Annotated in this window: 11 protein-coding genes and 1 tRNA gene; 7 read left to right on the forward strand and 5 right to left on the reverse strand. The window is 61.0% G+C overall.

Translation table 11 applies throughout. From position 1 onward, the window contains the following. The first annotated feature begins 17 nt into the window (after positions 1-17). The 7 genes from fdnG (at position 18) to QF010_RS13580 (ending at position 9,120) form a co-directional block, all read left to right on the forward strand. On the forward strand, positions 18-3,083 hold the full coding sequence (fdnG, locus tag QF010_RS13550; RefSeq protein WP_429509941.1) for a formate dehydrogenase-N subunit alpha: 3,066 nt from the start codon (positions 18-20) through the stop codon (positions 3,081-3,083). After that, positions 3,084-4,019, forward strand: a complete 936-nt coding sequence (fdxH, locus tag QF010_RS13555) for a formate dehydrogenase subunit beta (protein WP_429509942.1) — start codon at positions 3,084-3,086, stop codon at positions 4,017-4,019. Then, a complete protein-coding gene (locus tag QF010_RS13560) occupies positions 4,016-4,669 on the forward strand; it encodes a formate dehydrogenase subunit gamma (protein WP_429533289.1) in 654 nt (217 codons plus the stop codon). Before fdxH ends, QF010_RS13560 begins: the two co-directional genes overlap by 4 nt. A 4-nt stretch (positions 4,670-4,673) precedes the next feature. Beyond that, complete coding sequence (fdhE, locus tag QF010_RS13565; protein WP_429533290.1) at positions 4,674-5,600, forward strand: formate dehydrogenase accessory protein FdhE; 927 nt, start codon at positions 4,674-4,676, stop codon at positions 5,598-5,600. Between the two features lie 90 nt (positions 5,601-5,690). After that, positions 5,691-7,109, forward strand: coding sequence for an L-seryl-tRNA(Sec) selenium transferase (gene selA / locus QF010_RS13570; RefSeq protein WP_429533291.1), 1,419 nt, complete (start codon positions 5,691-5,693; stop codon positions 7,107-7,109). A 1-nt stretch (position 7,110) separates the two neighbouring features. Then, entirely contained in the window at positions 7,111-9,018 is a 1,908-nt protein-coding gene (gene selB / locus QF010_RS13575) for a selenocysteine-specific translation elongation factor (protein WP_429533383.1), read from the forward strand. Positions 9,019-9,024: 6 nt separating this feature from the next. Beyond that, a tRNA-Sec gene (locus QF010_RS13580) sits at positions 9,025-9,120 on the forward strand. A gap of 6 nt (positions 9,121-9,126) precedes the next feature. On the opposite strand, the gene QF010_RS13585 is transcribed toward QF010_RS13580, so the two are convergent. From QF010_RS13585 to phbB, 5 genes are all read right to left on the reverse strand, one after another. After that, entirely contained in the window at positions 9,127-10,467 is a 1,341-nt protein-coding gene (locus tag QF010_RS13585) for an OprD family porin (RefSeq protein WP_429533292.1), read from the reverse strand. Between the two features lie 63 nt (positions 10,468-10,530). After that, a complete protein-coding gene (locus tag QF010_RS13590; RefSeq protein WP_033054906.1) occupies positions 10,531-11,184 on the reverse strand; it encodes a hydrolase in 654 nt (217 codons plus the stop codon). A gap of 139 nt (positions 11,185-11,323) precedes the next feature. Next, positions 11,324-13,027: a class I poly(R)-hydroxyalkanoic acid synthase gene (gene phaC / locus QF010_RS13595; protein WP_033054904.1), complete on the reverse strand. Its 1,704-nt coding sequence runs from the start codon at positions 13,025-13,027 to the stop codon at positions 11,324-11,326. 96 nt (positions 13,028-13,123) lie between these two features. Continuing rightward, positions 13,124-14,302, reverse strand: coding sequence for an acetyl-CoA C-acetyltransferase (locus tag QF010_RS13600; protein WP_033054902.1), 1,179 nt, complete (start codon positions 14,300-14,302; stop codon positions 13,124-13,126). A 57-nt stretch (positions 14,303-14,359) separates the two neighbouring features. Continuing rightward, positions 14,360-15,106, reverse strand: coding sequence for an acetoacetyl-CoA reductase (phbB, locus tag QF010_RS13605; protein ID WP_033054901.1), 747 nt, complete (start codon positions 15,104-15,106; stop codon positions 14,360-14,362). Positions 15,107-15,267: the final 161 nt, after the last annotated feature.

Consider the following 15,267-nt stretch of genomic DNA (forward strand, 5'->3'; position numbering starts at 1 on the left):
CCTGACAGGAGTGCACGATGGACCTCAACCGTCGTCAGTTCTTCAAGGTCGCTGGTATCGGCCTTGCGGGCTCGAGCCTCGGCGCGCTGGGCATGGCCCCCGCGACTGCCTTCGCCGAGCAGGTGCGCCACTTCAAGCTTGCCCACACCCATGAAACCCGCAACACCTGCCCGTACTGCTCGGTCGGCTGCGGTGTGATCATGTACAGCCAGGGCGATGCCGCCAAGAACGTCGCGCAAAACATCATCCACATCGAAGGCGATTCCGATCACCCGGTCAATCGCGGCACCCTGTGCCCCAAAGGCGCCGGTCTGCTGGACTTCATTCACAGCCCCGGTCGCCTGCAATACCCACAGGTGCGCAAACCCGGCACTACCGAGTGGACGCGCATCTCCTGGGATGAAGCGCTGGATCGCGTCGCCGACCTGATGAAGGCCGACCGCGACGCCAACTTCATCGAGAAGAATGCCCAGGGCCAAACGGTGAACCGCTGGCTGACCACCGGTTTCCTCGCGGCCTCGGCGGCGTCCAATGAAGCGGGTTACATCACCCACAAAGTCATTCGCAGTCTCGGCATGCTGGGGTTCGATAACCAGGCGCGTGTCTGACACGGCCCGACGGTGGCAAGTCTTGCCCCGACGTATGGCCGTGGTGCCATGACCAATACCTGGACCGATATCGGTAACGCGAATCTGATCCTGGTGATGGGCGGCAACGCAGCAGAAGCGCACCCGTGTGGCTTCAAATGGGTGACCGAAGCCAAGGCGCACAACAAGGCACGCTTGATCGTGGTCGATCCGCGTTTTACCCGGACCGCCTCGGTGGCCGACTATTACGCTCCGATTCGCACCGGCACCGACATCGCCTTCATGGGCGGGCTGATCAATTACCTGCTGACCGAAGACAAGATCCAGCACGAGTACGTGCGCAACTACACCGACGTGTCGTTCATCGTCAAAGCCGGGTTCGGCTTCGAGGATGGGATCTTCAGCGGTTACGACGTCGCCAAACGCGCCTACACCGACAGGTCCGGCTGGGGTTATGAAGTCGGCGAGGACGGCTTCGTCAAGGTCGACCCGACCCTGCAGGACCCGCACTGCGTCTATCAATTGATGAAGCAGCATTACAGCCGCTACAACATCGAACTGGCGAGCCAGATTTGTGGCATGCCAGTGGATGCCATGCAGAAGATCTGGGAAGAAATCGCCACCTGCTCGCAACCGGGCAAGACCATGACGATTCTCTACGCGCTGGGCTGGACGCAGCACTCGATCGGTTCGCAGATCATCCGCAGCGCGGCCATGGTGCAATTGCTGCTGGGCAACGTCGGCATGCCGGGCGGGGGCGTCAATGCCTTGCGCGGGCACTCCAACATCCAGGGGCTGACTGACCTCGGTTTGCTGTCCAATTCGCTGCCGGGCTACCTGACTTTGCCGCAGGATGCGGAGCAGGATTACAACGCCTACATCGTCAAACGCACGCAAAAACCGTTGCGTCCGGGGCAGCTGTCCTATTGGCAAAACTACGGCAAGTTCCACGTCAGCCTCATGAAAGCCTGGTACGGCGCGAATGCCACGCTCGAAAACCGCTGGGCTTATGACTATCTGCCGAAACTGGACATCCCGAACTACGACATCCTCAAAGTGTTCGACCTGATGGGCCAGGGCAAGGTCAACGGCTATATGTGCCAGGGCTTCAACCCCATCGCCGCGTTGCCTGACAAAAACCGGGTGATGGCGGCGCTGGCCAAGCTGAAATGGCTGGTGGTGATGGACCCACTGGCCACCGAGACCTCGGAGTTCTGGCGCAATGTCGGGCCGTATAACGACGTCGAAACTGCCGGCATCCAGACCGAAGTGATTCGCCTGCCCACCACTTGTTTCGCCGAAGAGGACGGTTCGCTGGTCAACAGCAGCCGCTGGCTGCAATGGCACTGGAAAGGGGCCGACGGCCCTGGCGAAGCGCGCACCGATGTGCGGATCATGAGCGAGCTGTTTATCCGTCTGCGCCAGCGTTACCAGGCCAACGGTGGCGCTTATGCCGAGCCGATCCTCAAACTGTCCTGGCCGTACAAAATCGCCGACGAACCTTCGCCGGAAGAACTGGCCAAGGAAATCAACGGCTATGCCACCACGGACTTCACCGACGCTACCGGCGCGGCGATCAAGGGCAACGCGCAACTGGCCGGTTTCGGCCAGCTCAAGGACGACGGCAGCACGGCTTCCGGTTGCTGGATTTTCTGTGGCAGCTGGACTGAAGCGGGCAACCAGATGGCCCGGCGCGACAACAGCGATCCGTACGGCATGAAGCAACATCAGGGCTGGGCCTGGGCCTGGCCGGCGAACCGGCGGATTCTCTACAACCGCGCTTCGTGCGACCCGCAAGGCAAGCCGTGGGACGAGAAAAAACGCCTGGTGTGGTGGAACGGCAAGGTCTGGAGCGGCACCGATGTGCCGGACTTCAAGGCCGACTCGCCACCGGAAGCCGGGATGAATCCGTTCATCATGAACCCTGAGGGCGTGGCGCGGTTCTTTGCCGTCGACAAGATGAACGAAGGGCCTTTCCCTGAGCACTACGAGCCGTTCGAAACGCCGATCGGCATCAACCCGTTGCACCCGCAAAACAAGAAAGCCACCAGCAACCCGGCGGCGCGGATCTTCGATTCGGTGTGGGATTCCTTAGGCGTGGCCAAGGACTACCCCTATGCGGCGACCAGTTACCGGCTGACCGAGCATTTCCACTTCTGGAGCAAGCATTGCAAGCTCAACGCGATTGCCCAACCCGAGCAGTTTGTCGAGATCGGTGAAGTGCTGGCCAAGGAGAAAGGCATCGTGGCCGGCGACCGAGTCCGTGTCAGTTCCAAGCGCGGGCATATAGAAGCGGTGGCGGTGGTGACCAAGCGGATTCGTCCGCTGCAGGTCAATAATCAGGTGGTGCACCAGATCGGCATCCCGCTGCACTGGGGTTTTACCGGCCTCACGCGTCACGGTTACCTGACCAACACCCTGGTGCCGTTCCTCGGCGATGGCAACACTCAGACCCCGGAATCCAAGTCATTCCTGGTCAACGTGGAGAAAGTCTAAATGGCCAGCCAAGACATCATCGCCCGTTCGGCCACCACGACCGTCCCATCCTCGGTACGCAATCAGGAGGAAGTGGCCAAGCTGATCGACACCACCAAGTGCATCGGCTGCAAGGCTTGTCAGGTCGCCTGCTCGGAATGGAACGAGCTGCGCGACGATGTCGGCCACAACCTCGGCACTTACGACAACCCTCAAGACCTGAGCGCAGAAACCTGGACCTTGATGCGCTTCACCGAGCACGAAACCGACGCCGGCAATCTGGAATGGCTGATTCGCAAGGACGGCTGCATGCACTGCGCCGAGCCGGGGTGCCTGGCGGCGTGCCCGAGCCCGGGGGCGATCATCAAGCACGCCAATGGCATCGTCGATTTCGACCAGGACCATTGCATCGGTTGCGGATATTGCATCACCGGATGCCCGTTCAATATCCCGCGAATCTCGCAAAAGGATCACAAGGCCTACAAATGCACGTTGTGCTCGGACCGGGTGGCGGTGGGGCTGGAGCCGGCTTGCGTCAAAACCTGCCCGACGGGCGCCATTGTGTTCGGCACCAAGGACGACATGAAAGAGCACGCGGCCGAAAGGATCGTCGACCTCAAGAGCCGTGGCTTCGAACACGCGGGGCTGTACGACCCGAGTGGCGTCGGCGGTACTCACGTGATGTATGTGCTGCACCATGCCGATGAGCCCCGGTTGTATGCCGGCCTGCCGGATCAACCGACCATCAGTCCGCTGGTGGACCTGTGGAAAGGCGTGAGCAAACCCTTGGGGTTGCTGGCCATGGGCTTGGCGGTGCTGGCCGGGTTCTTCCACTACGTGCGCATCGGGCCGCAACTGGTCGAGGAGGACGAACACCCGAGCATCCCCGATCCCGCCGTGCATGAAATCGATCCATCGGTGCACACCTATGATCCGAAGGGGGAGGACAGGCCATGAACGACAAACCGATCCTTCGCTACACCTCGAACCAGCGCACCAATCACTGGCTGGTGGCGATTCTGTTTCTGATGGCGGCACTGTCGGGGCTGGCGTTGTTTCATCCGGCGCTGTTCTGGCTCAGCAACCTGTTCGGCGGCGGCCCGTGGACGCGCATCCTGCATCCGTTCATGGGCGTGGTGATGTTCGTGCTGTTCCTGGGGCTGGTGATCCGTTTCTGGCGCGCGAATTACTTTATTGCCAATGATCGGTTGTGGCTGAGGCGAGTCGGACGGGTGATCAAGAATGAGGAGGAGGGCGTGCCGCCCATCGGCAAGTACAACCCTGGGCAGAAGCTGCTGTTCTGGACCTTGCTGATTTGCATGCTGGTGCTGCTGTTCAGCGGGCTGGTGATCTGGCGTGCGTATTTCAGCGAGTACTTTGGCATCACCAGCATTCGTTGGGCCATGCTGCTGCATGCGTTGGCGGGTTTCATCCTGGTGCTGAGCATCATTGTTCACATCTACGCCGGCATCTGGATCAAGGGGTCGGTCAGCGCCATGGTGCATGGCCGAGTCAGCCGCGCCTGGGCGAAAAAACACCATGAACTGTGGTACCGCGAAGTGACCCGCGACGAGCACCCCGACCGGCCGATCAGCAAAAAAGGATAACCCCGTGGCGACGATTCTTGAGCCTGGCGAGATCGAAGCGGCGGCGAGTTCACCGCCGTTTCTGCACCTGCCACCGAACAACCTGTTCACCTTGCGCGCCTTGCGCCTGGAGCGTCTGGTCGACGGCCATCCACTGGCCGATTACCTGCGGCTGGTGACCGGGCTGTGCCATGTGCAGCAGGGTTTGATGGACGATCCGCCCGTCACCGCCATGCCCGATGCCGAACGCCTGCGCGTGTGCCAGCAACACGGCTTGCCGCCGTTCGCCGCGGACAGTCTGGTGCGCGAGGACCATTGGCTGCCGTACCTCGAAACGCTGTTGCAGCGTTACCAGCCACCGCCGCAACCTGCCGTGGAAAAAGCCGTGGCGACCTTGCGCAGCACCAACGTCGGACAACGTAAGGTCTGGGCGATTGCGCTGGTCAGCGGCCAGTTCACCTTGCTGCCCGCCGCCGTGGTGCCGTTTCTCGGCGCGGCGTTGCAGGTGGCCTGGAGTCATTGGTTGCTGAGTACGCCGGACCTTGCGCTAAAACCCGGCGACAGTCTCAGCCAATGCCCGGCCTGCGGTTCACCGGCCATGGTCGGTGTGATTCGCCATCGCGGCAAGTACAACGGCTTGCGGTATCTGGTGTGCTCGCTGTGTGCCTGCGAATGGCATGTGGTGCGGGTCAAATGCGTGTATTGCGAACAAAGCAAAGGCCTTGAATACGTCAGCCTCGATGACGACCGCTACGCCGCCAATCAGGCTCCGTTGCGCGCGGAGGTCTGTCCCGGCTGCCGCAGCTACCTGAAACTGCTTTACCTGGAAAACGACGCCGAGGCCGAAGCGCTCTCGACGGACCTGACCAGCCTGCTGCTGGACATGCGCCTGGAGCAGGAAGGCTACCTGCGTCCGGCGCCTAATCTGTTGCTGGCACCGGGAGGTGGCTGAGCTACCCCTTTGAGCTTTCCCTCTAAGCTATCCCTCCGAGCTCAGCAGCTACACTCAGGCGCTACGGTCATTCGTAATCAGGAGCGCCTGATGTCCTCCAGACCCGCCAGCCAGGTTCTCCGGCTGCCTTCCATCGACAGTCTGTTGCGCCATCCCGCTTGCCAACCGCTGGCCGAGCGTTATGGGCGTGACGCGTTGCTGGTGAATTTGCGGCAATTGCTCGATGACTTGCGTGAACCGGTGCTTTCAGGGCAACTCGACGCCATTGAAATCGCGCCTGAAGTGTTGGCGGGCAGGGCGGGCGAACGCTTGGCCACTCAGCATCGCAGCAACGTGCGCCGGGTGTTCAACCTCACCGGCACGGTGCTGCACACCAATCTGGGGCGAGCATTGTTGCCGGAGGAAGCCATCGACGCCGTGCAACTCGCGGCACGCTACCCGCTCAATCTGGAATTCGATCTGCACAGCGGCAAGCGCGGCGACCGTGATGACCTGATCGAAGGCCTGATCCGCGAGCTGACCGGCGCCGAGGCGGTGACGGTGGTCAACAACAACGCCGCTGCGGTGTTGCTGACACTTAACAGTCTGGGCGCGCGTAAGGAAGGCATCATTTCCCGGGGCGAACTGATCGAAATCGGTGGCGCCTTCCGCATTCCCGACATCATGGCCAGGGCCGGGGTCAGGCTTCACGAAGTCGGCACCACCAATCGCACCCATGCCCGGGATTACGAGGCGGCCATCGGCCCCCGTAGCGGTTTGGTGATGCGCGTCCATACGAGCAACTACAACATCGAAGGCTTCACCGCCCGGGTGCCGACTGACGAGTTGGCGCATCTCGCGCATAAACACGGCTTGCCGTTACTTGAAGACCTCGGCAGCGGCAGCCTGCTGGACCTGACGCGCTGGGGCTTGCCCGCCGAGCCGACGGTGCGCCAGGCGCTGATCGATGGTGCGGACATCGTCACCTTCAGTGGCGACAAGTTACTGGGTGGGCCACAGGCCGGGTTGATCGTCGGTCGCAAAGACCTGATCGCGAAGATCAAGAAGAATCCACTCAAGCGCGCCTTACGGGTCGACAAACTGACCCTGGCCGCCCTCGAAGCGGTGTTGGGCCTGTACCGCGATCCAGATCGACTGGCCGAACGGCTGCCGAGTTTGCGCCTGCTGACCCGGCCCCAGGCGGATATCCTGGCCCAGGCTGAGCGCCTGCAACCCTCGCTGGCCAACATCCTGGGCGACGGCTGGAGCGTCAGCGCGGTAGCTGCGCTGAGCATGATCGGCAGCGGTAGCCAACCGGTGGCGCGATTGCCGAGTGCGGCTTTATGCCTGCGACCTCTCGCGTCCAAACGTCTTCGCGGACGACAGTTGCACGGGCTGGAAGCAGCCCTGCGTGCGTTGCCGATTCCGGTGCTCGGGCGCATTGATGACGATGCGTTGTGGCTGGACCTGCGGCAACTGGACGATGAGCCGGCGTGGCTGGCGCAACTCGTTCAATTACAGGAGACATAGGGTGATCGTCGGCACCGCCGGGCACATCGACCACGGCAAGACTGCCTTGCTCCAGGCCCTGACCGGCCAGGCCGGTGACCGTCGCCGGGAAGAACGTGAACGCGGCATGACCATCGACCTCGGCTACCTCTACGCGGCGCTGGAACCGCAAGCGGCCCTGACCGGTTTTATCGATGTGCCCGGTCATGAGCGCTTCACCCACAACATGCTGGCGGGGGCTCAGGGCATTGATCTGGTGTTGCTGGTGGTCGCGGCCGACGATGGCGTCATGCCGCAGACCCGCGAACACCTGGCCATCGTTGAACTGCTGGGCATCCCTCGGACGCTGGTGGCGATCAGCAAATGCGACCGGGTCGAACCGTCCAGAGTGCACGTCGTCCGCGAGCAGATCCAGACATTGCTGGCGCCGGGACCTTATGCCAACGCGCCGCTGATTGCGCTGTCGAGTGTGACCGGGGAGGGCATCGAAAGCCTGCGGCAAGCCTTGCTCGAGGCGCAGCGTGAAGTCGTTCAACGCAGCACCATCGGCGGTTTTCGCCTGGCGATTGATCGCGCCTTCAATGTGGCCGGCGTCGGTATCGTGGTGACCGGCACTGCGTTGTCTGGCGTGGTGGCGGTGGGCGATACGCTGATGCTCGGCCCCCAGGGCAAACCCGTTCGCGTGCGCGGCCTGCATGCACAGAATCGGGCTGCTGAAGTCGCAATGGCCGGACAGCGAGTGGCGTTGAACCTGAGTGCCGAACGCTTGGCCCTGGAACAGATTCATCGTGGTCACTGGTTGCTGGCCGAGTGGCTGTACGCGCCGACCCAGCGAGTGGATGTCGACCTGCAATTGTTAGCCAGTGAACCCAAGGCCCTCGAGCACTTTCAACCCGTACACGTTCACGTCGGGACTCAGGACGTGACCGGGCGGGTGGCGTTGCTGGAAGGCGCCCGCCTGGCGCCGGGTGAACGGATGTTCGCGCAACTGCTGCTGAATACGCCGGTGCAGGCCGTGAAGGGCGATCCGTTGATCCTGCGTGACCAGAGCGCCCAACGCACCCTCGGCGGCGCGCGGGTGCTCGACCCGTTTGCACCGACCCGACAACGCCGAAGCCCCGAGCGGCTGGCGCAGCTACACGCCCTCGCCACACGCAAAGAGTTGGAAGACAGCCTGCCGGCGTTATTGGCCAACAGCGACACCGGGCTCGATCCGCAGCGTCTGGAGCGCCAGTTCAATCGCCCCCGTAATACGTGGGTTTTGCCCGATGACGTGCGCCTGATCGACACTCGCCAAGGTCCGTTGCTGTTCAGTGCGGCCCGCTGGGAAGCGCTCAAAGCGCCGTTACTGGAACACCTCGCACGCTTTCATCAACTGGAACCGGATCAAATGGGCCCGGACCGGGACCGGCTGCGGCGGTTCACCGGCACAGCGCTGGACCGTCCGACGTTCATCAGCCTGCTCGACGAATTACTCGCCAGCGGGGCCATTGTCGCCAGCGGGCCATGGCTGCATTTGCCCGATCATCAGGTGCGCTTGAGCGAAGACGAGGAAGCCCTGTGGCAACACTTGCAACCGTTGTTCGAACAGGCTGGTTTTGATCCGCCGTGGGTGCGCGACCTTGACCATGACGAGGCGGCCGTGCGCTTGCTGCTGTGCAAAATGGCGAGGTTGGGAAGGGCGCATCAAGTCGTCCGTGACCTGTTCTACACCGACACGATGATCCGCCGATTGGCGGCTATGCTTGTGCAACTGGCCGCGCAAAACCCGGTGATTCAGGTCACGGCGTTTCGTGATGCCGTGGGCCTGGGGCGCAAGCGCAGCATCCAGATTCTCGAATACTTCGACCGGATCGGCCTGACGCGACGGTTTGGCGACAAGCGCCATATCCGCCTCGACAATGCCTTGGCCCAACGCACCGAGCACTGACTTCAAGGAAGGCAATCGCGCCCGGTGGCGCGGCCGGGCTTCAAACCCGGTTGGGGACGGCATCCGTTCCCGGGCAGGTTCGACTCCGGCTGCCTTCCGCCATTTTTATCATAGGTGCCCGAAGGTCAGCGGGTACTGGATAACGACGTAGATCCTGTCGATATCATCGCCGGCCTGTGCGCTATTGGCCCGGTGCGACACATGGGACAGTTGCAGGGACAAGCCCTTGGCCAATCCGGATTGCACGATGTAGCGCAGGTCTATGTCTCGCTCCCAATGCCGCCCGCCGTCCCCTTGTTGAGGTACGTACTCACCGAGCGTTTCGTCGAACGGGTTGTAGGCTCCTCCCTTGGGCGCATGGGTGCCGTCGATCTGGTTTCCTTTCACGTAACGGGTCATGAAGTTGAGCCCGGGAATCCCGTAGGGGCCCAGGTCGAGGTCGTAGCGTGCTTGCCAGGAACGTTCATGGGCGCCGTTGAAGTCGGCGTACTTGATCGAGTTGGCGAGGTAGATGGAGTCGCCTCCGACGAAATCGAAGGGCGTGTCGCCATTGATTTTCTGATAAGCCAGCGTCAACGCGTGGGCATCGTGAGTGTATTTTCCCGACAGGCTGAACGCCGTGTTGTCGATCGCGCCGGCCACCGCCTGGCCGGTGTCCTGCGTGTGATAGACATTGGCGTCGAGGAACATTCCGGATTGTTTCAGGTGCAGGTTGCCGTAGTACTGATGCCAGGTGTCAGTCAGCTCGGAAGCGTAGAGCGCTCCTCCGACGGGACTCTGGGTGAACAGGTCAGCGCCGAGAAACGAGATGCCTCCCGCCTCGGTGTTGGCGCCGTAGCCGTAAAAGTCGTCCTTGCTTGAAGAACTGTCCTGGTTCTTGAACGCCGTAAAGTGACCGGCCACCAGATTCATACCGTCGATTTCACGGCTGTTGAACAGAAAGCCCGTGGCGTACTCCGGTTGCAGGCGTTTGTCTGCGGTGTCGAACACCGGGGTTTCCACCATCATTTCACCGAAGGCCACTGTGGTTCGGGAGGCCCTGATTTTCAACGCCGCGCCGCCGCTGGAGTAATTGTCTTCACTGCGGCCATCAGCATCGACTGGAAGCAGTCCTGTCCCGGAATGGCCCTTGCCGCCATCGAGCTTCAGCCCCAGAAACCCATGGGCATCCAGGCCAAATCCAAATGTGCCGGGTGTGAATCCGGATTCAAAAGCACCGATAAAACCTTGAGCCCATTCCTGTTTGTAGTTTTTGCCCGCAGGCGAGGGTGACCGATAGTCACTGTTGAGGTAGAAATTTCGACTGAGCACCGACAACGATGCACCGTCCAGAAAGCCTTGGGAGTTTTGCGTCGATTCGTCAGCCAGAGCGACCCCGGCCGAGTCCGCGAACAGCACCGACACCCAGAACGGCAGTGCGAATTTCAGGTCTTGCGAGGAAAGCTTCATGGATCATTCATCACGAGGACAGCGACTCCAGAATATCCGGAGTCGCTTGTTTTTAGACGGCGCTTAGTGGCCTTCCGAGGCACCGAACATGGTCTTGGCATAGATCAGACCCAGACCGTAGGCACCACCATTGGCAATCGAGGTTTTCACGGTTTCCTCGTAAGTCTCGCTGCGAGCCCAGTCCCGCTGCAGTTCAAGCAGGTATTGCAACGAGGTCATAGGGCGAGCACCGAGCTGGATCATGCGTTGCATGGCCATTTCATGGGCTTCGGTGGTGACGTCGCCGCAGGCATCGGCAATCACGTAGACCTCAAAACCCTGGTCGATCGCCGACAGCGCCGGGCCAACAATGCACACGGAAGTCCAAAGACCGGCCAGGACAATTTTCTGTTTGCCGGCAGCGTTGACCTCGACAGCTATGCGCTCGTCTTCCCAGGTGTTCATGCTGGTACGGTCAATGACGTTGTGTTCCGGGAACACTGATTTTATTTCGTCGAAGATCGGGCCGGAAAAGCTCTTCTCTGCAACGGTGGTCAGGATGGTCGAGACCTTGAAGCCGCGCGCTGCCTTGGCCACGAGTGCGGCGTTGTTGCGCAGGGTGACAGCGTCGATCGACTTGGTCGCAAAGGACATTTGCGACTGGTGATCGATCATGATCAGGGTGTGGTCGGTCGGGGTCAGCAGGGTTTTGCCAGGAACAGCTTTTGCGATGGCCATGACGATGTCCTTACGGTGTGAGTGAGGAGGACATGATTGCCGGGATTGCCGCGAGGATATTGAGCGTATGTGCTGTTTTTACGAGGATGAGTGAAGAGGGAGTCCCCGCGCCATAGTGGTTATCGCGCGGGGTTGTCGATCATTGCATCACATAACGCCCAGGTGCCGACTCGATCGCCGGGTATTGGGCGTTACCGGTGTGCAGCACCGAGGGCTGGCGTTCGCCGGACTGTTCAGCCAGCCAGACGAACCAGTCATTCCACCAGCTACCGGAATGTTGCTGGGCGTTCTTGAACCAGGTTTCCGGGTTTTTGGTGACCCGGTTGTTGGTCCAGTAGTGGCGTTTTTCCTTGGCCGGCGGGTTGATCACCCCGGCGATATGCCCTGATGCACCCAGCACAAAACGCTTGGTCCCGGAGAGCAACTCGGTGCTGGCGTAAGCGCTTCTCCACGGCACGATGTGATCGTCATGGGTGGCGAGGATGTACGCCGGAGCATCGATGGCGCGCAGGTCCAGCTTGACCCCGCAGCAGTCCAGCTCACCGGATTTCAGGTCGTTCTGCAGGTAGGTGTGGCGCAGATACCAGCAGTACATCGGGCCCGGGAGGTTGGTGCTGTCGTTGTTCCAGTACAGCAGGTCGAGGGGGATCGGTTTCTGGCCCTTGAGGTATTTGTCGACGTTGTAGTTCCACCACAAGTCGTTGGGGCGCAGCAGCGAGAAGGTGTTGCCCATGTCCTCGCCCTTGAACAGGCCGATGGGGCCATCCAGGCCGCCGATGGTGCGCTCGCGGTAGGCCACCAATTGTTCGTCGACGAAGATGTCGATGGGGCCGGTATCGAGGTAGTCGAGGAAGGTGGTCAACAGGCTCACGCTGCCAATCTCGCGGTCGCCGCGCGCCGCCAGGACGGCCAGCGCCGAACTCAACAAGGTGCCGCCGATGCAGAAACCAACGCAATTGGGCCGTTGATCGCCGCTGATTTCACGGGTGATTTGCAGGCCTTTGATGATGCCGGTTTCGATCAGGTCATCCCAGGTGGTGCCAGCGTGTTCCTGGTCGAAGTTGCGCCACGACATCAGAAACACCGGGTGCCCTTGTTTCAACAGATGGGCAACCATCGAGTTGTCCGGGCGCAAGTCGAGAATGTAGTACTTGTTGATTGACGGCGGCACGACAAACACCGGGCGCCGGTACTGGGTTTCGCTTTGCGGGTAATACTGGATGAGCTGGAAGAGTTCGTTCTCGAACACCACTTCGCCGGGGGTGTTGGCGAGGTCAACGCCGACTTTGAAGGCGCCGGCGTCGCACTGGCGCATCTTGCCTTCTTGCAGGTCGCTGGCCAGGTGCAACAGGCCGGTGAGGAGGCTGCTGCCCTGGGTATCGACGACCCGTTGCAGCGCATCGGGGTTACTGGCCAGAAAGTTGCTCGGCGCCCCGGCGGCGATGGCTTGTTCCACCAGATAGAGCAGGCGCTGGCGCGGCTTTTTGTCCGGAATCGCTAACTTGTCCAGCAGCTTCAGCAGAAACCCTGCGTTGAGCAGGTAAAACGCTGCGAGCGAGCCGAACAGTGGCTGGCTCCAGTTGCCGCTGGCAAAACGTCGATCGTCGAAGCTGAATGGCTGACCGGTCAGCAGTTGCTGACCCAGTTCGCCCCATTGCTGCTGGTAATCCGATTGAAGGCTGTCCAGGGTGCCGCGCGGCAGGTCAAACCACTCGTTGTATTCCTGGCCGGTAAACCACGGATTGCTACTGACCCAGAGACGTAATTGTTGCACTGCAAAGGAGGCAATGAACGGAACCTGGCCTGACCAGAAGGTGTTGAAGGTATGCGCGTTATTGTCCATGGAACTCCTTGCCCACTGACGTAAACCGGGCAGAAAAAAACCGCGGCGCCGGACTTCGGCGCCGCGTCAGCAACTTAAGCAAACACTCCTGTGTTTCTAGCGCTCGATGACCAGGCTGACGCCCTGGCCGCCACCGATGCACAACGTAGCCAAACCCTTTTTGCCGTCGCGACGAATCAACTCGTGCAACAGCGACACCAGAATCCGCGCGCCCGATGCGCCGATCGGATGACCGAGGGCAATCGCGCCGCCATTGACGTTGACTTTGCTGGTGTCCCAACCCAGTTCCTTGCCAACTGCCAGTGATTGCGCGGCGAACGCTTCATTGGCTTCGATCAGGTCCAGGTCGTCCAGGCTCCAGCCAGCTTTGGTCAATGCCAAGCGGGTGGCCGGCACCGGTCCGATGCCCATGATCGCTGGGTCCACGCCGGAGCTGGCGTATGCCTTGATGCGTGCCAGAACCGGCAACCCGAGGGACAGGGCCTTGGCGGCGCTGGCCAGCAACAGCACGGCGGCACCGTCGTTGAGGGTCGACGAGTTACCGGCGGTGACGCTGCCGTTTTTCTGGAATGCGGGTTTGAGGTTGCCCAATGCCTGCAGTGTGCTGTCTGGACGCGGTTGTTCATCCGTGTCGAAGACCAGCGGCTCACCTTTGCGCTGAGGGATCAGGATCGGGGTGATTTCACGCTTGAAGTAACCCGCTTCGATGGCGGCAGAGGCCTTCTGTTGTGAGGCTGCGGCGAAAGCGTCCTGGTCTTCGCGACTCAGTTCGTACTTACTCGCCAGGTTCTCGGCGGTGATGCCCATGTGGTAGTCGTTGAAGGCGTCCCACAAACCATCCTGAATCACGCTGTCTTGCAGTTGCGCATGACCCAGGCGCAAACCGGTGCGGGCCTTGGGCAACACATACGGTGCCAGGCTCATGTTTTCCTGACCGCCGGCAATGATCAGTTCGGCGTCGCCGCAACGGATGGCCTGGACCGCCAGCTGGACAGCCTTGAGGCCCGAGCCGCAGACCTTGTTCAGGGTCAGTGCAGGGGTGGTATGGGGCAGGCCGGCCTTGATAGCCGTCTGGCGTGCCGGGTTTTGCCCCGAGCCTGCGGTGAGCACCTGGCCGAGGATCACTTCATCGATCTGCGAGCCGTCCAGACCGGTCTCTTCCAGCAAACGGCGAATGACCGCCGCGCCGAGCTCGGTGGCTGGAATCGCGGACAAGGCACCTTGAAAACTGCCAATGGCGGTACGAGTAGCGGCAACGATTACGACTTCGTTCATGCGTGACCTCATTAAGATGTTGTCGAGCGAAAGCAGGGCATCCATGCCCTGACAGGTCTACTGCATGTTCATGCCGCCGTTGACCGAGAAGTCGGCCCCGGTGCTATAGGCCGATTCATCGGAAGCCAGCCAGGCCACGATGGAAGCGATTTCTTCAGGTTGACCGAGACGCCCGACCGGTGTGGCCGCGATCATGGTGTCGAGAATGTCCGGGCGGATGGCCGCGGTCATGCTGGTCTGGATGTAACCTGGGGAGACGGTGTTGACGGTCACGCCCTTGCCGGACACTTCCCGGGCCAGGGCCATGGTGAAACCGTGGATGCCGGCCTTGGCCGCGCTGTAGTTGGTCTGGCCGAACTGGCCGCGCTGACCGTTGATCGAGGAGATGTTGATGACCCGTCCCCAACCCTTGGCCAGCATCCCTTCAATCACCTGTTTGGTGGTGTTGAACAGGCCGCTCAGGTTGGTGCCGATGACCGCGTTCCAGTCTTCGGGCGTCAATTTGCGAAAGGACGCATCACGTGTGATGCCGGCATTGTTGACCAAGACATCGATCGGGCCGTACTGCTCACGAGCCATCTCGAACGCTTTGCGCGTTGATTCCCAATCGGTGATGTCGCCATAGATGCATTCGAATTGATAACCCGCCTCCAGTTGGCTCGCCATCCATTCTTTCTTGCGGGCGGAATCTGAGCTGCAGCCCACGATGACCTTGAATCCTTCCTTGTACAGGCGTTGGCTTATCGCAGTGCCAATCCCACCCATACCACCCGTGACCAACGCAATACGACCAAGCGACTTCATATGCTCTCTTCCTTTTTGTATTTTGCGCTGCAAGATGGGGATTGTTCGGCATTGACGGGGCGTGCGGAAGTGTTGAGAGGTGACGGTCTGGTGTCCATCGGTGCCATGCACGAAATGAAACAGAACTATTGGACACTGCTGTCGTCGCCTCGAAGCGTGTG

This window comes from Pseudomonas silensiensis, assembly GCF_050434865.1.
GTDB classification, from domain to species: domain Bacteria; phylum Pseudomonadota; class Gammaproteobacteria; order Pseudomonadales; family Pseudomonadaceae; genus Aquipseudomonas; species Aquipseudomonas fluorescens_W.